At 63.4% G+C, this 18440-nt stretch carries 21 protein-coding genes; 2 read left to right on the top strand and 19 right to left on the bottom strand.

Annotated elements, in window-relative coordinates:
- Positions 1-14 precede the first annotated feature (14 nt).
- Positions 15-1073 carry a cell division protein ZapE gene (gene zapE, locus ACR0MM_RS14305; RefSeq protein WP_480696942.1) on the bottom strand — a complete coding sequence of 353 codons (1059 nt, stop codon included), beginning with the start codon at positions 1071-1073 and terminating at the stop codon, positions 15-17.
- 145 nt (positions 1074-1218) lie between these two features.
- On the opposite strand from zapE, the gene ACR0MM_RS14310 reads away from it, so the two are divergent.
- The gene (locus tag ACR0MM_RS14310) at positions 1219-2460 is read left to right on the top strand and encodes an MFS transporter (RefSeq protein WP_170365830.1); all 1242 of its coding nucleotides are present in this window, start codon (positions 1219-1221) and stop codon (positions 2458-2460) included.
- Between the two features lie 2 nt (positions 2461-2462).
- Here ACR0MM_RS14310 and ACR0MM_RS14315 read toward each other — a convergent pair whose 3' ends face one another.
- From ACR0MM_RS14315 to mbfA, 6 genes are all read right to left on the bottom strand, one after another.
- Positions 2463-3083, bottom strand: coding sequence for an HAD family hydrolase (locus tag ACR0MM_RS14315; protein WP_480696910.1), 621 nt, complete (start codon positions 3081-3083; stop codon positions 2463-2465).
- A gap of 73 nt (positions 3084-3156) precedes the next feature.
- A complete protein-coding gene (locus ACR0MM_RS14320) occupies positions 3157-3612 on the bottom strand; it encodes a YaiI/YqxD family protein (protein WP_170341523.1) in 456 nt (151 codons plus the stop codon).
- Positions 3609-5078, bottom strand: a complete 1470-nt coding sequence (sthA, locus tag ACR0MM_RS14325) for a Si-specific NAD(P)(+) transhydrogenase (protein ID WP_480696912.1) — start codon at positions 5076-5078, stop codon at positions 3609-3611. The genes ACR0MM_RS14320 and sthA overlap by 4 nt, the downstream gene beginning before the upstream one ends.
- Before the next feature lie 3 nt (positions 5079-5081).
- Positions 5082-5915: an S-formylglutathione hydrolase gene (fghA, locus tag ACR0MM_RS14330; RefSeq protein WP_480696914.1), complete on the bottom strand. Its 834-nt coding sequence runs from the start codon at positions 5913-5915 to the stop codon at positions 5082-5084.
- Positions 5916-6016: 101 nt separating this feature from the next.
- Positions 6017-6946, bottom strand: coding sequence for an AEC family transporter (locus tag ACR0MM_RS14335; protein ID WP_480696916.1), 930 nt, complete (start codon positions 6944-6946; stop codon positions 6017-6019).
- Between the two features lie 44 nt (positions 6947-6990).
- A complete protein-coding gene (gene mbfA, locus ACR0MM_RS14340; protein ID WP_170365821.1) occupies positions 6991-7965 on the bottom strand; it encodes an iron exporter MbfA in 975 nt (324 codons plus the stop codon).
- A gap of 127 nt (positions 7966-8092) precedes the next feature.
- On the opposite strand from mbfA, the gene ACR0MM_RS14345 reads away from it, so the two are divergent.
- Positions 8093-8710: a TetR/AcrR family transcriptional regulator gene (locus tag ACR0MM_RS14345; RefSeq protein WP_170365819.1), complete on the top strand. Its 618-nt coding sequence runs from the start codon at positions 8093-8095 to the stop codon at positions 8708-8710.
- Between the two features lie 9 nt (positions 8711-8719).
- Here the strand turns inward: ACR0MM_RS14345 and ACR0MM_RS14350 are convergent, their stop codons facing one another.
- From ACR0MM_RS14350 to ACR0MM_RS14405, 12 genes are all read right to left on the bottom strand, one after another.
- Entirely contained in the window at positions 8720-9559 is an 840-nt protein-coding gene (locus ACR0MM_RS14350) for an EamA family transporter (RefSeq protein ID WP_480696918.1), read from the bottom strand.
- Positions 9560-9734: 175 nt separating this feature from the next.
- Positions 9735-10370 carry an urease accessory protein UreG gene (gene ureG / locus ACR0MM_RS14355; protein ID WP_480696920.1) on the bottom strand — a complete coding sequence of 212 codons (636 nt, stop codon included), beginning with the start codon at positions 10368-10370 and terminating at the stop codon, positions 9735-9737.
- Positions 10367-11020, bottom strand: a complete 654-nt coding sequence (locus ACR0MM_RS14360; protein ID WP_480696922.1) for an urease accessory protein UreF — start codon at positions 11018-11020, stop codon at positions 10367-10369. Before ACR0MM_RS14360 ends, ureG begins: the two co-directional genes overlap by 4 nt.
- Positions 11004-11450, bottom strand: a complete 447-nt coding sequence (locus ACR0MM_RS14365) for an urease accessory protein UreE (RefSeq protein WP_170341538.1) — start codon at positions 11448-11450, stop codon at positions 11004-11006. Before ACR0MM_RS14365 ends, ACR0MM_RS14360 begins: the two co-directional genes overlap by 17 nt.
- 14 nt (positions 11451-11464) lie before the next feature.
- Positions 11465-13174 carry an urease subunit alpha gene (gene ureC / locus ACR0MM_RS14370; RefSeq protein WP_480696924.1) on the bottom strand — a complete coding sequence of 570 codons (1710 nt, stop codon included), beginning with the start codon at positions 13172-13174 and terminating at the stop codon, positions 11465-11467.
- Positions 13174-13479 carry an urease subunit beta gene (locus ACR0MM_RS14375; protein ID WP_480696926.1) on the bottom strand — a complete coding sequence of 102 codons (306 nt, stop codon included), beginning with the start codon at positions 13477-13479 and terminating at the stop codon, positions 13174-13176. Before ACR0MM_RS14375 ends, ureC begins: the two co-directional genes overlap by 1 nt.
- Positions 13476-13634 (bottom strand): hypothetical protein, encoded by a 159-nt coding sequence (locus ACR0MM_RS14380; RefSeq protein WP_170407662.1) that lies wholly within the window; start codon positions 13632-13634, stop codon positions 13476-13478. The genes ACR0MM_RS14375 and ACR0MM_RS14380 overlap by 4 nt, the downstream gene beginning before the upstream one ends.
- Positions 13635-13645: 11 nt before the next feature.
- Positions 13646-13948 carry an urease subunit gamma gene (locus ACR0MM_RS14385; protein WP_005976933.1) on the bottom strand — a complete coding sequence of 101 codons (303 nt, stop codon included), beginning with the start codon at positions 13946-13948 and terminating at the stop codon, positions 13646-13648.
- A 1-nt stretch (position 13949) separates the two neighbouring features.
- Complete coding sequence (locus ACR0MM_RS14390; RefSeq protein ID WP_480696928.1) at positions 13950-14717, bottom strand: urease accessory protein UreD; 768 nt, start codon at positions 14715-14717, stop codon at positions 13950-13952.
- Positions 14718-15028: 311 nt separating this feature from the next.
- Entirely contained in the window at positions 15029-17008 is a 1980-nt protein-coding gene (locus ACR0MM_RS14395) for a bifunctional 2',3'-cyclic-nucleotide 2'-phosphodiesterase/3'-nucleotidase (RefSeq protein WP_480696930.1), read from the bottom strand.
- A 223-nt stretch (positions 17009-17231) separates the two neighbouring features.
- On the bottom strand, positions 17232-17951 hold the full coding sequence (locus ACR0MM_RS14400) for a glutathione S-transferase family protein (protein ID WP_480696932.1): 720 nt from the start codon (positions 17949-17951) through the stop codon (positions 17232-17234).
- Positions 17938-18440 (bottom strand): NAD(P)H-dependent oxidoreductase (locus tag ACR0MM_RS14405; protein ID WP_480696934.1); only part of this gene is annotated, 503 nt, incomplete at its 5' end. The genes ACR0MM_RS14405 and ACR0MM_RS14400, both read right to left, overlap by 14 nt.

Consider the following 18440-nt stretch of genomic DNA (forward strand, 5'->3'; position numbering starts at 1 on the left):
GGAGGCAACGCTCGCTATTGTCCCCAGTCCTGTGCCTGCATCTCCCGCAGGCGCGAGGCTGTGCGCTCGAACTCGAAAACACCTTCCCCCTCGACATACAGCATCTCAGGCTCGGCGGCCGCTGAACAGATCAACCTCACCTTCGCCTCATACAGCGCATCGATCAACGTGACGAACCGCTTCGCCTCGTTGAAGTTGTTGCGCGACAGGCGCGGTATGTCCTCGAGCACCAGCACTTTTACCGCATCAGCAATGGCCAAATAGTCCCCCGGCCCCAACATCCGGCCGCACAGATCATAGAACGAGGCCCGTGCCACACCATTGCGAAAAGCGGGCAACACTACCTCGCGCCCCTTGACATGCAGGGTCAAGGGTTCGGCCGGCCCACCGGACAGGTCGGCCCACACGGCCCGGATCTTCTCCCGCGCCTCGGGTCCGATGGGCGTGAAATAGACCGGCGAGCCCTCGAGCCGGTTCTGCCGGTAATCCGTGGGCGAGGTCAGTTCCCACACTTCGAGCTGCTGCTTGATGTGGTGGATGAAGGGCAGGAACAGCTGCCGGTTCAGGCCATCCTTGTACAGATCGTCGGGATGCCGGTTGGAGGTCGTCACAACGACGACGCCACCCGCGTGCAGCAGGTCGAACAGCCGCCCGACTATCATCGCGTCGGTGATGTCGGTGATCTGCATCTCGTCAAAGGCCAGCAGGCGCACGGATTTCACGACCGAGGCCGCCACCGGCGCCAGTGCATCCTGCACGCCGGTTTCGCGCGCCTCATGCATGCCGGCGTGGATTTCCTGCATGAAGGCATGGAAATGGACGCGCCGGGCCGGAACTTCGCCCAGCGTTTCGACGAACATGTCCATCAACATGGACTTGCCGCGCCCCACGCCGCCCCACAGGTACAAACCCTTGGGCGGCGGCGGTGCCTTGCGGAACAGCCCGCGTTTCACCGGCGCGGCCAGAGCCGCCCGTATACGCTCGAACTGGGGCAGAACGGCCTCTTGCGCGTCGTCGCGGTTCAGGGTGCCATCGGCAACGCGGGCCTCGTACAACGAGATCATGTCGGTCATGGCCCGAGCCATAGCGCCCGCCCGCGCCGTTGAAAAGAAGGCATCCTCCGGCACGCATCAATTTTGGTTAATCGTGACCGCAAAACTCCTGAATTGACGAGCGGGCCCAAGCGGATACTGTCGGCGGGCAGAAACCGGAGGCCTCATGACCCCAACCGCCCGTCTGCTCAACCCGGTGCTGATCGTCGGATGCGTGATCATCACGGTCAGCTTTGCCGTGCGCGCTTCGTTCGGCGTGTTCCAGATTCCGATCGCCGAGGAGTTCGGCTGGCTGCGCACCGATTTCTCGCTGGCCATCGCGATCCAGAACCTGGCCTGGGGCATCGGCCAGCCGATCTTTGCCGCCATCGCCGAGAAGATGGGCGACCGGCGGGCGATCATTCTGGGCGCGTTGACCTATGCGGCGGGGATGGTCCTGTCGGCCTGGTCCGTCACGCCCTTCGGGCATCAGCTTTATGCCTGGCTGGTGGGCTTCGGTATCGCGGGCACGGGCTTTGGTGTGGTGCTGGCGGTGGTCGGACGGGCCTCGACGGATCAGAACCGCTCGATGTCGCTGGCGATCGTGACGGCAGCGGGCAGCTTCGGGCAGGTGATTGGTGCGCCGACGGCCGAATGGATGCTGACCTTCCTGCCGTGGCAGCAGGTGTTCATCATCTTCGCCATTGCCATTCTGGCCCTTGTGCTGACGCTGCCTTTCATGCGCGCGCCCGCGCAGGTCAGTAAGGCCGAGTTGGAAGAAAGCATGGGCCAGATCCTGGGCCGCGCTTTCCGCGACCCGTCCTATGCGCTGATATTCTTGGGTTTTTTCAGCTGCGGCTACCAACTGGGCTTCGTCACCGCGCATTTCCCGGCCTTCGTGACCGAGATGTGCGGCCCGATCCAACCCGGCGGTGTCCTGCATGCGATGGGCATCACCACAACGTCTGCTTTGGGTGCGCTGGCGATCTCGTTGATCGGGCTCGCCAATATCGGAGGCACCCTTCTGGCCGGATGGGCGGGCAATCACTTCCCCAAGAAATACCTTCTGGCGGCGGTCTACACCGGGCGCACGATCGCGGCCGCGGCGTTCATCCTGTTTCCCATCACGCCTCTGACCGTGATCCTGTTCTCGCTGGTCATGGGGTCACTGTGGCTGGCGACGATCCCGTTGACCTCCGGCCTCGTCGCGCATCTTTACGGCTTGCGCTACATGGGCACGCTGTATGGCATCATATTCTTCAGCCATCAGGTTGGCAGTTTCCTGGGCATCTGGCTGGGCGGCCGCATGTATGACCTTTATGGCGATTACACCGTTGTCTGGTGGATCGGCGTGGCCATCGGCGCCTTCAGCGCGATCGTGCACCTGCCGATCCGCGAAAACCGCCCCGCACAGCCCGCTGCCGCCTAGGATCAGGCGGCCTCGTCCGGGGAGAGCAGACCTTCGGCCACCAACCTTTCGGCCCAGCCCTGCGGGCCGTCGAAATGGTGGGTCTGCCATCCACGCGCACGGGCGGTTTCGATGTTGTCGATCCGGTCGTCAGTGAACAGCAGCGTCTCGGGTGGCAGGCCGCAATCCTGTTCGACCATCTGGTAGATCGGCGCATGCGGTTTCACCATCTTCATCCGCCCCGAAACATAGTGCCGGTCGAACTCGTTCAGGAACGGATAGACGGTGGAGGCATAGTCGAAATTCTGCACCCCGAAATTGGTCAGCGCAAAGACCGGCACGCCCTTGGCCCGAAGCGCGCGCTGCAGCCGGACCGAATGCGGAATCTCGGGCGCAGCCAGTTCGATCCAGTTGTCGTGCCACATGCGGATCTCATTGCGCCATTCGGGGTATTTCTCGGCCCAGGCATAGATCGTGTCGGTGAAGTGATGCCCCTGATCGACCAAGTCATTCATGCCGTGCAGGTCGACGGTCGAGAACATCTCGCGGCGCCGGTCCTCGCCGATCACGTAGTCATAATACCGCTCGGGCTGCCATTCGATCAGAACGTTGCCGATGTCAAAAACGACCGCTTCTACGGGCATGGGGGTTCCTGTTCTCTTGTGTTGCGTTCGGGGCTGACTGAACCAACCCGCCGGGCGGGATGCAAGGCCAATCTCAGCCGCGCAAGGCGGCGCGCATCTCGCGCTCGAGCGCGTCCAGAAACCGCGATCGGTCGGCCTTGGAAAACGGTTTGCCACCGCCCCCGGCACCCAGCGGATTGGCGGCGCGCAGATCCGCCATCAGATCGCGCATCGCAAGTTGCTGGCCGATATTTGCGGCGGTGAAGGCTTCACCGTTGGAACGCAACACGCGCGCGCCGGCCTCGACGCATTTGGCGGCCAACGGGATGTCCGAGGTGATGACGATGTCGCCCGAGCCACACCGCTCGGCGATCCACTTGTCGGCCTCGTCCGCGCCTTGCGCTACGGTCACGATCTGAACCAGCGGGTTGGCCGAGGGGCGCAGCCCGCCATTTGCGACCACGACCATCGGCACCTTGTGCCGCGTGGCGACGCGTTCGGCCTCGGCCTTGACCGGGCAGGCGTCGCCATCGACATACAGGGTCGTCACGCCTGCTTGGCCTTCTTGGGCGCCAATTTTGCTGGCTCGGGCGCTTCGGACTTGCGCACCTTGAACTCGTCCGGGATCGGCATCCGGTTGAAGGCGTCGAGCCCGGCTATCTTGTAGGCCTCTGCCAGGGTCGGATAGTTGAAGGTGTTCTGCACGAAATAGTCCACCGTGCCCTTCAGGTTCAGCACCGCCTGGGCGATGTGGATCAGCTCGGTCGCGCCTTCGCCGACGATCTGCACGCCCAGCACCCGGCGGGTTTTAAGCGAGAACAGCATCTTCAGCATCCCGTGCTCGAGCCCCATGATATGCCCGCGAGAGGTCTCGCGGAACCGGGCCACGCCCACCTCGTAGGGAATGCCACGTTCCTGCAGCTCTTCCTCGGACATGCCGCAGGTCGAGATTTCGGGCACCGAGTAGATGCCATAAGGGAACCAAGGGCTTTCGGGCAGGGTGGGGGTCTCGAGCGCGTGGCAGGCGGCCACGCGGCCCTGCTGCATCGAGGTCGAGGCCAGCGAGGGATGCCCGATCACGTCGCCGGTGGCATAGATATGCGGTACCGAGGTCTGATAGGTCTTGCGGTCCACCGAAATGCGGTTGCGGTGGTCGGTTTCGATCCCAACCGCACCCAGATTCAGCGCCGAGGTGTTGCCCATGCGGCCCGCCGCGAACAGCAGCATCTCGGCCCGGACATGGCGGCCGTTTGACATGGTGATCTCGACATGCTTGCCGGCGTCCTCGATCTTTTCCACGGCCGAGCCCAGGCGCAGGTCCACCCCGTTTTCACGGATCTGGTGGGTGAATTCTTGGATCAGGGTCTTGTCGATGAAATCAAGGAAGGTCTCGCGCGGTTCGATCAGCGTCACCCGCACATCCAGCGCCGAGAACATCGTGGCATACTCGACCCCGATCACGCCCGCGCCGATCACGCAGAGCGAACGCGGAATCTCGGCCATTTCCAGGAACTCGTCGCCATCGACGATGGTCTTGCCGTTAAAGGGCACGTAATCGGGGCGATAGGTTTTCGTCCCGGTCGAGATCAGGAATTTCGCGGCCGTCAGGCGGGTGGTGTCGCCCGCATCGGCAGTGACCTCGATCTCGTGCGGGCCCACGAAACGCGCTACGCCGTCCATGGTTTCAACGTGGTTGCGGTTGAACTGGTGTTCCAGCACGTCAACCTCATAGTCCAGCGTCATGTGCAGCCGGGCCTTGAGGTCCTCGGCGCGGATCTGGTCCTTGACCCGGTACGAACGGCCGTAAAAGCTGCGCTCGCGCCAGCCAGACAGGTTCAGCACCGTTTCGCGCAGGGTCTTCGACGGGATCGTGCCCGTGTGCACCGACACGCCGCCCAACCGGTCACGGCGGTCAACCACCAGAACCTTGCGTTTCAGCTTGCCCGCCTGAATCGCCGCCGCGCGGCCCGATGGACCCGAGCCGATGATGATCAGGTCATAGTCGAATTCGCTCATCCCTCAGTCTCCGTACAGGGCTTCGGCGTGGAAGGTGACGTGGTCCTCCATGAAGGTGGACACGAAAAAGTAGGAATGGTCATAGCCGGGCTGCAACCGGACCGTCGCCTGCTGGCGGCGTTCGGCGATGGCCTGGGCCAGGGCCTCGGGGCGCAGCAGGTCGATGAACTGGTCGTTGGTGCCGGTGTCGGTCAGGATCGGGCCGTCAAAGCCCTTTTCCTTCATCATCAGAGTCGCGTCATGTTTGACCCAGGCGGCCGGGTCATCGCCCAGATAGGCGCCCAGTTGCTTACGGCCCCAGTCGCTGGCCGTGGGGTTCGAGATCGGCGCAAAGGCCGAGACCGAACGGAACCGGCCCGGCAGGTTCATCGCCAGCGTCAGCGCGCCGTGGCCGCCCATCGAATGGCCGGTGATCGACTGTCGGTCGCCGTCGATTGCGAAGTTTTCGACCAGCAGCGCGGGCAGTTCCTCGGCCACATAGTCCCACATGTTGAAATGCGGCGCCCACGGCGATTGCGTGGCGTTGACGTAGAACCCGGCGCCTTGGCCCAGGTCGTAATCCTCATGATCGGCGACGCCTTCGCCGCGCGGCGAGGTGTCGGGGAAGACCAGTGCGATGCCTTGTTCGGCGGCCCAGCCCTGCGCGCCGGCCTTGACCATCGCGTTTTCATGGGTGCAGGTCAGGCCCGACAGATACCACAGGACCGGAACCGGGCCGTCCTTGGCCTCCGCCGGCAGGAACAGGCCAAAGGTCATATCGCACTGGCACGCCGTCGAGGCGTGGCGGTACACGCCCTGCACACCACCGAAACAGGCGTTTTCGGAAAGGGTTTCCATCTGGCATCATCCTTACGTTGGGTTCGTGCCATGGCTAACGGGCGAAGGCCTCGGCGTAAAGTCCGGGCACCAATGTTCGCACGCATTTTGAAGTCGCCGCGTCAGAATGCGGCAACCCACGCGATGACCACCGGCACGGTCAGAATGCTGACAATGGTCGACAGCAGAATGGCGGCAGATGCCCGGTGCGGCGCCACCCCATAGTGGGCCGCCAGCATATAGACATTGCCGGCCACGGGCAGGGCGGCGGCGGAGATCGCCACCGCCGCGGCAAAAGGATCAGTCGGCAGCAGCCACAGCAGCACCACTGCCACACAGGCCGGATGCACGGCCAGTTTGCAAAGGCTGAGCCACAGCGCGATCTGAACCCGCTCGGCCGATTTGCTGGCCAGCGAGGCGCCGATTGCGAACAGCGCCCCCGGCGTCGCGGCGCCGCCCAGAATGGTCAGAAAATCGTTCAACGGGTCAGGCACCGGCATCTGCAGGGCCGACCAGATCAACCCGGCCGAGATCGAGACGATCATGGGGTTTTTCAGCAGCCCGACTCCGATGAGCCGCAACGTCCCAACCGTCAGCTTTCCATCCCGCCCGCCGTTGATCAGGATCACGATCAGAGAGGAAAACACCACCAGATCGACCGTCAGAACCAGCATGACCGGTCCGATGGCGGCTTCGGAAAACAGCAGGGCCAACATAGGCAGACCCAGAAAGCCCACATTTCCGATGGCGGCGCATTGCGCCTCGACCGCCGCGGTGGGGATGTCGAGCCCGCGCAGATAGGCGACCAACGTGGCCAGCGCGTATACGCCGGCGGTGCCGATCAGATAGCCCAGCATCAGCCGCGCGTTGAAGATCTCGGCAAAGGGCAGCGTGGCGGCAAAGCGGAACAGCATTGCCGACAACGCGAAATAGAACACGAACTTGGTCAGATAGGCCGTGGCGTCTTCGGTGAAGAACCGGCTGCGCCCGGCCCAGTATCCCAGGCCGATGATCGCAAAGAAGGGCAGGGTGCGCAGAAAGATATCGACCATGCGCAGATTGGTAACATAGAATTACCACATCGCAAGCAGGGTCATCACCCGCTGCCGATCAATATTCCGGCTGCCAGCACCAGCGCTCCGCCCAAAACGACCTGAAAAGCCGCGCGGAAGAACGGAGTTTCCATATAGCGGTTCTGAATCCACGCGATCGCCCACAATTCGAAAAACACCACGATGAATGCAATGATCGTGGCCGTCCAGAATTCCGGGATCAGATAGGGCAGGGCATGGCCCAATCCGCCGACCGTTGTCATCACGCCGGACGCCAAACCCCGCTTGACCGGTGATCCACGGCCCGACAGCTCGCCATCGTCCGATGCCGCTTCGGTGAAGCCCATGGAAATACCTGCGCCCACTGACGCTGCAAGGCCCACAAGAAAGGTCGTCCAAGGGTCGTGCGTGGCAAAGGCCGTCGCGAAGATCGGCGCCAAGGTCGACACCGACCCGTCCATCAGCCCGGCCAATCCCGGCTGGACCCAGGTCAGGATGAATTGCCGGTGCGAAATCACCTTTTCAGCTTCTTTTTCATCGTGATCCAGGTGGGCTTCTTCCAATTCGGCGGCCGCAGCTTGATGTCCCGCTTCGGCCGCAGCCAGGTCGCCCAGAAGTTTGCGTGTTGCTGCATCGGTCGTGCGACCGGCAGCCGCCAGATAGAAGCGCTCCGCGTCGCGCTCCATCATCTCGGCTTCTTCGCGGATTCGCTCGATTCCAAGATTCTCGACCAGCCAGATCGGACGGCGGGCGTAGTAACCGGCGACATGCTCGCGCCGAATCAGAGGGATCACCGGGCCGAACCGATCCTCGTGCAGGGCGATCAGGCGACGGCGGTGCTCGTCTTCCTCGGCAGCCATGCCATCGAAGATTTTGGCCGTCGCCGGATAGTCGGGGCGTAGCATTTCTGCATATGACCTATAGATCCGCGCGTCATCTTCCTCGGACGAAATCGCAAGTGCGATAACTTCCTGCTCGGTCAGATCCCTGAAGTGTTTGCGCTGAGTGAAAAACCGCATAGCCACCCTCGTTTTAGAATTATTCTAATCTACGCCGCGCAACGGAACTTTCAAGCCGAATTGAAAACCGTTGAAACTGAACTGACTGGTTTATAGATTTGTCGCAGCACTCAGCCAAGGAGACACCATGACCCAAGCCGCTACCATCGTGCGTACCGGACGGAAATTCGACCAGGTTCTGAACGGCGCCCGAGAGGTTTTCATGGCGGATGGGTTCGAAGGCGCCAGCGTCGATGATATCGCGCGCGCGGCGGGTGTGTCGAAGGCAACGCTCTACAGCTATTTCCCAGACAAACGACTTCTGTTCTCCGAAGTGGCGCAGACCGAGTGTTGCCGCATGGCGGAAAACGTGTTGTCCATGATCGACGAAACCAAGCCAGTGCGCGAGGCGTTGATGATCACCGCCACGCATCTGACCCGGTTTCTGGTTTCGGATTTTGCGCAACAGGTGTTCCGCATCTGCGTGGCCGAGCGTGACAGGTTCCCGGAACTGGGCAAGGCGTTCTACGAAGCCGGCCCCGCCAACGGTCAGCGCCAGATGGCCGAGTATCTGGAAAAAGCCGTGGCCAAAGGTGAACTGGCGATTGACGACGTGCATTTTGCCGCCGAGCAGTTCTCGGAATTGTGCAAAGTGCGCCTGTGGACCCTCGCGGCTTTGGGGATCCAAACCCGGTTCTCGGACGAGGAAATCGACGAAGTGGCCACCAACGCCGTTGACATGTTCATGGCGCGTTACGGCACTTGACGGACCGGCTCAGCCCGACAGTCCAACCAGCGCCACGCCCCCCGCCATCAGGATGGCGGCCCCCAGCCTGCGCACCCAATAGCCTTCGTGCAGAAATACGAACCCGATCAGGGCCGCAAAAATCACCGAGGTTTCCCGCAACGCCGAGACTGCCCCCAGCGGCGCGAAATTCTTGGCATAGAGCACCAGCCCATAAGCCAGCATCGACACGAAACCGCCCAGGATGCCGATCGCCCAGGTGCGCGCCGGAAGCTGTGTCAGAACCTGCCGGCGTCGCAGGCCCACGAATCCGGCAATGAACAGGTGCAGAAACGCCCCCCAAGCCCAATAGCTTAGCGTGTTTCCAGACAGCCGCACCCCGATGCCGTCCACAACCGAATAAACCGAGATGCAAAGTCCGGTACCCACCGCAAACCCCAGCGCCGCGCCGCCGACGCCTTGCCGGAGCGAGCTCCAACTGCTGAGCTGGATGCCGATCGCGATCAGGCCGATGCCGATCCAGGCTTGCAGGGGCAGAACCTCATCCAGCAAAAGATAAGCCCAAAGCGCCACCAGCGCCGGGACGATACCTCGGGCAATCGGGTAGACCACGCTGAGGTCGCCATGCTGATAGGCTTTGCCCAGCATGAAGTAATATCCGAAATGCACCACGGTGGACAAAAGGATGTAGACAAAGCTGTCGCCGCCCGGAAAGGGCAGGACAAGGATCATGACGCTGGCCGGGATTACATGCCCGAAGGCCACTAGGCCCAGAGTCGTCGTCCGGTCGCCCGCGGTTTTGACGATGGCGTTCCAGACGGCGTGCAGGATGGCAGCCGACAGAATGATCGCGACGACGAATGGGCTCACCGGCGGTCCTCAGGTGATGGGGCGGCCCCAAGAAGGGTCGGCCCGGCTGCAACTTTCTCGCACCGGGCTATCGCAAGGACAGCGTCGGTGGTCGAATCCGGTTACATCGGATTACCCGGCAGGCGCAAGGTTCCAAATTCTGGAACCGGAAACGCCCATTGTCGTGTTGTGGGTCTTACGCCGTTGCACGCCGTCCGGCGTCGATGCCGGCAATCTTGTCCAACAGATCGATGATTTCACTTGTTCCGCTACCGCTCCGCAGGTTGGTGAATACGAATGGACGATCGCCGCGCATCCGGGCCGCATCGCGCTGCATCACCGACAGGTCCACTCCGACATGCGGGGCAAGATCGATCTTGTTGATGATCAGGATGTCAGAACGAGTGATCGCGGGGCCGCCCTTGCGGGGGATCTCTTCGCCCGCGGCCACGTCGATCACATAGATCGTCACATCCGCCAGTTCCGGGCTGAAGGTGGCCGACAGGTTGTCACCGCCGGATTCGATCAGAACGATCTCGACCTCGGGGTGACGGCGCACCATCTCGGCCACGGCGGCCAGATTGATCGAGGCATCCTCACGGATCGCCGTATGGGGGCAGCCTCCGGTTTCCACGCCGATCACCCGGTCCTGCGGCAGGATCTGCATGCGCATCAGCGCATCGGCGTCTTCCTGCGTGTAGATGTCATTGGTAATCACCCCGATCGAATGGGTGTCGCGCAGCGCGCGGGCGAGGGCGGCGGTCAGGCTGGTCTTGCCCGCACCGACCGGGCCGCCGATGCCCACCCGCAGAGGGCCGTTCATGCTGCTCATGTGCGGAAAATCCTTGGTTGTTGGGTTTCATGTTGCATGGCCGCGATCTCGGCCAGAAAGGCGGTGCCGGACAGGGCAGACAGATCGGCCTCCACTGCCGCGTGCGCCTGATGTGCGCACAAGGGCGCCATGTCTCGGACCACCCCTTGCGCAGCGGTCTGGCCCAAGGATAACAGCCGCTGCGCGGCAGAAACAAGATTGCTGATCAACGCATGCAGATACAGCCGCGCGGTCGGTTCCACCGGCAAACCGGCCTGGCGCGCGGCGCAGCCGACAGCGACGGGGTAGGTCAGTTCCGTCAGTTCGATGCCCCAGACTGCAGCCGTCACACCGCAGAAGGCCGCGCCCTGCTGTGCGGTCTCGAACCTGCGCTCGAAGGGGCCGGCGAAGGCGCGGGCCATATCGTCAACTTCGATCAAGGCCAGCTCGGATTTGGCGCGCCAAGCGGCGGTCAGAAACAGGGCATCCGACCATCCGGCACCGTGTTCCAGCACGTCCTGCAGCCAGTCCCGCAGGCTGGCCGCATCGTGCACCGCGCCCGATTGAACCAGACGTTCCAGCCCGTGCGAATAGGCAAAAGCCCCCACCGGATAGGCGGGCGACAGCCATTGCGTCAGCGTCAGCAGATCAAGGTCAATGGCTGTGGCCATGCGTCCGTCCGTGCCCATAGGCGCCGCCTTCGGGGCTGAAGGGTGCGCGGATGTCCTGGACCGTCGCGCCAAGCTTCAACAGCATGTCGCGGATCACATGGTCGCGGCGGATCACCAGGCGTTCAGGCTCGATCTGGCAGGGTGTGTGACGGTTGCCGATATGCCAGGCCAGCCGGGTCAGATCGGGGCCGGTGACGGCGAACAGGTCCTCTTCGGCGGCGACCACCTCGATCAGGCGGCCATCAGCCAGTTCGAACGCATCCCCCCCGTCCAGCGAGGTCGTCTGCGACAGATCCACCAGGAACTCTTCATTCTGTGCGGTGCGCAGCATCCGGCGGCGCAGAAAGCGGTCTTCGTAGTTCAGCGTCACGGTGCCATGGGTTTCGTCCCACTGCCCGTTGCGGCGGATTTTCTGTGATGTGGCAAGCATCAGGGCGTCCCTTCTCAGAACAGGAAATAGCGTTGCGCCATGGGCAGGGTTTCGGCGGGCTGGCAAGTCAGCAATTCGCCGTCGGCGCGCACCTCGTAGGTTTCGGGGTTCACCTCGATCTCGGGCAGGGCATCGTTCAGCCGCAGGTCGCGCTTGCCGATCGCGCGTGTGTTGCGCACGGCTACGGTCTGCTTGGCCAGGCCAAGACGCGCGGCGATGCCGTCCTCCTGCGCGGCTTCCGATACGAAGGTCGCCGCGCTCTGTTCGACCGAGCGGCCATAGGCCCCCCACATCGGCCGGGAATAGACCGGCTGCGGCGTGGGGATCGAGGCGTTCGGGTCGCCCATCTGCGCACAGGCGATGGTGCCGCCCAACAGCACCATCTCGGGCTTCACGCCGAAAAAAGCGGGGCTCCACAGCACCAGATCGGCGCGTTTGCCCTCCTCGATGCTGCCGATATGGGTGCCAAGCCCGTGCGCAATGGCCGGGTTGATCGTGTATTTAGCGATATAACGGCGCACGCGGAAATTGTCGTTTTCGCCTGTTTCCTCCGGCAGGCGCCCGCGTTGTTTCTTCATCTTGTCGGCGGTCTGCCAGGTGCGGATCAGCACTTCTCCCACGCGGCCCATCGCCTGGCTGTCGGAGGCGATGATGCTGAAGGCGCCCATGTCGTGCAGAATGTCCTCGGCCGCGATGGTCTCGCGCCGGATGCGGCTTTCGGCAAAGGCCACGTCCTCGGGGATGGATTTGTCGAGGTGATGGCAGACCATCAGCATGTCCAGATGCTCTTCGACCGTGTTCACGGTAAAAGGCCGGGTCGGGTTGGTCGACGATGGCAGCACATGCGCCTCGCCGCAGATCTTGATGATATCGGGAGCGTGGCCGCCGCCCGCGCCCTCGGTATGGAAGGCGTGGATCGTGCGGCCTTTCATGGCGGCCACGGTGTTTTCGACGAAGCCGCTTTCGTTCAGCGTGTCGGTGTGGATCATCACCTGCACGTCCATCTCGTCGGCCACCGACAGGCAGCAATCGATGGCTGCCGGGGTGGTGCCCCAGTCCTCGTGCAGTTTCAGGGCGCAGGCCCCGGCCAGGACCTGTTCGCGCAGGGCCGCCGGTTGCGAGGCGTTGCCCTTGCCCGCAAAGGCCAGGTTCATCGGAAAGGCATCGGCCGCCTGCAGCATGCGTCCGATATGCCAGGGGCCGGGCGTGCAGGTGGTGGCCAGCGTGCCATGCGCCGGGCCGGTGCCGCCGCCCAGCATGGTGGTCAGGCCGGAATGCAGCGCATCCTCGATCTGTTGCGGGCAGATGAAATGGATGTGGCTGTCGAACCCGCCGGCAGTCAGGATGCGGCCCTCGCCGGCGATGGCTTCGGTGCCGGGGCCGACGATGATATCGACGCCGGGCTGCGTGTCGGGGTTGCCCGCCTTGCCGATCTTGACGATGCGCCCATCCTTGAGGCCCACATCCGCCTTGTAGATGCCCGTCCAGTCGACGATCAACGCATTGGTGATGACGGTGTCCACCGCCCCTTCGGCGCGGGAGGCCTGAGACTGGCCCATGCCATCGCGGATCACTTTGCCGCCGCCGAACTTGACCTCTTCGCCATAGGTGGTCAGGTCGCGCTCGACCTCAATGATCAGGTCAGTATCGGCCAGCCGCACCTTGTCGCCCGTGGTGGGGCCGTACATGGCGGCATAGTCGGAACGTTTGATCCGGGCTGGCATCAGAGGTCTCCCATGACTGCGCCGTTGAACCCGAAGACACGCCGCGCGCCGGCGATCGGGATCAGCTGCACCTCGCGCCGCTGACCGGGCTCGAACCGCACGGCGGTTCCGGCGGCGATGTCCAGCCGCATGCCGTGGGCGGCGGCCCGGTCGAAATCCAGCGCCGGATTGGTTTCGGCGAAATGATAGTGCGAGCCCGCCTGCACGGGCCGGTCACCGGTATTGGCCACCATCAGGGTAATTGCCGCCGCGCCCGCGTTCAGCTCGATCTCGCCGGGGGCAGTGATGACCTCTCCGGGGATCATTTGCGCGCCTTCAGCCAGATCGCGACGCCGCCGATCGCCAGCAGCAGGACCAGCGCCAGCCAGGTGCCGGCTTCATGCGGGTGCAGGTGCGGCCCGTCATGCGCCAGCGCGGGCGCGGCCATCAGGGCGAAGGGCAGGGAAGCCAGGTGTTTCATCGTCATCTCCTTCAGCGGATGGGGTTGTGGACGGTGACCAGCTTGGTGCCGTCGGGGAACGTCGCCTCGACCTGCACCTCGTGGATCATCTCGGGGATGCCGTCCATGCACTGATCGCGGGTGATGACCTGCGCGCCGGCCTCCATCATGTCGGCGACCGAGCGGCCGTCGCGGGCGCCCTCCACCACTGCATCGGTGATCAGCGCGATGGCCTCGGGGTAGTTCAGGCGCACGCCCCGGGCCAGGCGTTTGCGCGCCACCTCGGCGGCCATGGCGATCAGCAGTTTGTCTTTTTCACGCGGCGAGAGTTGCATGTCAGATCATCCAGGGTTTTGGCAGGGAGTTGCGGGTCAGCCGGTTCAGGATCGGCACAAGGGTCTGGCGCAGCGTGAAACCGTCGGGCGCCAGCAGGCGCATCAACAGCATGTCCTCACCCACAAGGCTGACGCCGCCGGTGTCAGGCAAGGCCGCGCGGATCGGGTCCAGATGCGCGGCGGCATCCGGGCGGATCAGTATCAGGCTGCTGAGTGCGCCGGCGCCGTCGCCAACGCCCGGCCGGGCCATTTCCGCCGCCAGATCACCGGTCAGACGCAGCGCGTCCAGATGGGCCAGCCGGCCCGCGCGCCAGATTTCGATGCGGTCTTGGAAGTGGGCCGATGTGACTTGCTCGCCCATCGCGGCGCGTCCGAAGATCAGCGATTCCACCAGCAGCAGGCCGGCATCGGGGGCCAGATCGACACGCAGGCGGCGGTCGATCGCGCAACCGTCGAACAGGATCGTTTCCTGCGGTAGCCAGTTCAACTGGCCGCCTGCCTCCACGGTCAGGTGCGTCCGAATCCGGCCCGGAATTGCTCCGGACGCGCGATAAGCCCGCTCGGCCGCCTGCGTGGTCAGGGTCAGATGTGCATCTGCCACGGCGGTGGCGGAAAGGTCAAAACTGTCTCCGCCGGTGACGCCGCCGGCGGTATTGACCAGAACAGCCTGCATGTCAGCGCCATCGCGCCGAGGAAACAGCAGCTTCAGCGACCCCTGCTGGCGCAGGTCCCGCAACTCGGTTCGGCCCGCGCGGCCAACTACGGACACAACACCCCGCCCGTCAGCACGGGGAGGCGCGGCGATCGCTTGCGCGGCAGTTATTGCGGACAAAGAAGTAATTGGTGGCTCCGGGCGAAAGAACTGTCGGATGCGAAAGCACCACAGCCTTTTCCTCGAGTCAGCGCAGCCCGGCAGAGGCAATTGGGTCAGAACACTTGTTTGCCCAATTCCCGAGCATTAATTCACCTAACGCCTGAAAAATAAGCATCACGCCAATGCGTGTGAGCATCCGGTCTTCGGCCACAAATCAAGAGAAAAGGGCGGCCAGATTGGCCGCCCGATCCGATGTCTGTCGCCAGTCAGAGCGTGATGCGGAAGGCCGCGAAACCGTCGGCCCCGTCGCCTGCGTCTTCCAGCGCCAAACCTTTGACGTCGCTGATGTAATCGCGCGCCTTGGGACCGGTTTCGAACAGAACCGTGGTGTCGCCCAGCGGTGCGAAGGACCAGTTGCCGTCGGCCTTGGGGTCGATCGTGCCCTGCTCGACGATATAGCGCACGATCACGTCGCGGTTGGTGTCGGGGGCCTCGAACACGATGGTGTCGCCCATCGCGCCCGGGAACGATCCGCCGCCCGAAGCGCGGTAGTTGTTGGTGGCGATGATGAACTCCATGTCGTCGGTCACCGGGGCACCGTTGAACTGCAGGTTCACGATGCGCGCCGCATCAGGGTTGACCTCTTCGCCCTTCGGGCCAAAGCGCGAGGGCTGAGACAGGTCGATCTGATAGGTTACACCGTCGATCACGTCGAAATTGTAGGACGGGAATTCGGGGTTCAGCAGCAGCGCATCCTTGGCGCCCGGCTCGATCTGGTTGAACATCCCGGCCGAACGCTCCAGCCAGCCGCGCAGTTGCGCGCCGTTCACCCGCACCGCGCGCACGGTGTTGGGATAGAGATACAGGTCGGCCACGTTCTTGATCGCCACATCGCCCACCGGCACGTCGGTATAGTATTCCGGGCCACCCCGGCCACCGGCCTTGAACGGCGCCGCGGCCGACAGGATCGGCAGACCCTCGTGCTCGGTGCCTTTCAGCATCTCCTCAACATACCATTTCTGCGCGATCGACACGATCTGGACCGACGGATCATCGGCCACCAGCGCGAAATAGCTGTGCAGCGGGGCCGAGGTCTTGCCCACCGCGCGGCGCACATAGGCCAGCGTTTCCTCGTGGTCCTGCGCGACCGAGGCCAGCACCTTGGGGTCGTCCTCGACCAGCGCGTTGATCGAGCGGTCTTCGTTGCGCTTCGAGATCGGCCGCGCCTCAGAGGTGGTGGTGACCACGCGCCATTCGTTGCCGTCGCGTTCCAGCAGCAGGTCGAGCACGCCTAGATGCGACCCCCAGAACCCGCCCATGACGGCCGGCTTGCCCATCAGCGTACCCTTGTCCACGTCAACGCCCGCACGGTCGGCGAAGGTGGGCGAGGGGAAGACCAGGTGGTTGTGCCCGGTCACCAGCGCGTCGATGCCATCGACCCCGGCCAGCGGGACCGAGGCGTTCTCCATCCCGTCCGCGTGATCGGCCGCGCCGATGCCCGAATGCGACAGGGCCAGGATCAGATCGCAGCCTTGCTCTTTCATCTCGGGCACATAGGCCTTGGCGGTCTCGACGATGTCGCGGGCCTGCACGTTGCCTTCCAGGTGGCGGCGGTCCCAGTTCATGATCTGCGGCGGGGTGAAGCCGATGACGCCGATGCGGATCGGCTGCTTGCTGCCATCGCCCAGCTCGATCTCGCGGTCGAGAATGACATAGGGCTGCACCAGCGTCTTGTCCGCGCGCGGATTTGCACCCTGTTCCTTGGCGATATTGGCCAGCACGATCGGGAACTGCGCCCCGGCCAGCGATTTTTCCAGAAAGCTCAGGCCATAGTTGAACTCGTGGTTGCCCAGCGTCGCGGCATCATAGCCCAATGTGTTGAACGCATTGATGATCGGGTGGGTGTCGCCATCGTTCATGCCACGCTCGTAGGCGATGTAGTCGCCCATCGGGTTGCCCTGAAGAAAGTCGCCATTGTCGACCAGCATCGAGTTTGTGGCCTCGGCACGGATCTGGTTGATGATCGAGGCCGCGCGCGACAGGCCCACCGTATCGCGCGGCTTGTCGGCGTAGTAGTCGTAGGGAAAGACGTGAACGTGAATGTCGGTCGTTTCCATGATCCGCAGATGCGCTTGATTGTTTGCGGCAGCGGCGGAAAACGGGTGCAGGGAAACCATGGCGACGCCGGCCGTGGTCGTGGCCATGAATTGACGCCGCGACATCGCGAATTTGCTGGATAGGGTCATGAGGCACCTCTCGAAATAAATTGGTCGACGCATCATCTGAACGTTTATGACGACAATGATGTGACAGCGCGATCCGAGGGGATCACCCGGCGCGCCGAAGGTTCAGACTGACCGCTTTTGACACCCGAGTAAAGCGTCCACGCGGCCATCGACCTGCGCTTGAGCCGTGCGGCGCCCAAGGTGCTGTGGCGCGGGCCCGGGCTGGCGCACCCGGGCCGAGGCCTCAGTCCTTTTTCACGTCACCGGCAAACCGCGCGGCGTTTTCCCGAGCAAAGGCGCTGGCATCAGCCGTGGCATCCCAGAACTGGGGATTGGCCTTGGGAATGGTCAGCGCCTTCTGCACTGCGGGCCGGGCATCAATGCGGTCGAACCATGCGTTCAGTTGCGGAAGGTCATCGACCTGAACCCGCGCCCAGACATAGGCCCGCGCCCACGGGTACAGCATCATGTCCGCGATCGTGTATTCGTCTGCCGCGATCCAGTCGCGCCCATTCAGGCGATCATTCATCACCTCCATCAGGCGGCGGCTTTCGTTCACGTAGCGGCGGATCGAGAACGGCTCGGTATGGCCATTGGGTGCGGCAATATGCTGGAAATACATCGCCTGGCCCATCATCGGACCCACATGCCCAACCTGGAACAGCATCCACTGCATCACCTCGGACTGCTGCGCGGGGTCTGAGGGAAGAAACTGACCGTATTTCTGCGCGAGGTGCCACAGGATCGCGCCGCTTTCGAAAATCGCTCGACCTTCGGCCCGGTCCTCGATCGCCGGGATCTTGCCGTTGGGGTTCAGCGACAAGAACGCCGGCGTCTTTTGTTCCTGCTTGGAAAAGTCGATGGGGGTCAGGTCGTAGGGCACGCCTGCCTCTTCCAGGAAAATCACCGGTTTGTAGCCATTCATCGTGGCCGCGGTGTAGAGGTGAATGTCAGGCTGCGACATGCGCGATCTCCTCGAAAAGCTCTTTCAGATGCGCGTCGAACCGCTGGAAATCCTGTTCGATCCGGGGGTTCTTCATCACGTCGAAGGCCGCGAAGGTGGGCAGGGGCTGCATCGCCAGAAACTTGGCGTTCAGGTGCATTGGCCACAGCAGGTCATCGACGCTGGCCCCGGCAAAGAACGGCTCGGCCGGGTTGTCGAACGCCTCGCGCGGGGCGTTGAAGGTGACCGACAGCATGTATTTCGTCCCGTGCAGCAGGCCACCGGTGCCGTAATTGGCCTTGGGCGCCTCGGCGGTCCGGCCGTCGCCGGCCAGCAGCCGGCCGTCCATGCCCGCGGTGTAGACCTCGTCGAGGTACTTTTTGAACACCCACGGTACACCCATCCAATTCACCGGAAACTGCATGATGACCACATCCGCCCAGACATGGGCGTCGATCTCGGCATTGATGTCGTATCCTTCGGCAACCGTGGTCACGCGCACCTCGTGGC

Source organism: Ruegeria sp. BC6 (assembly GCF_056539185.1).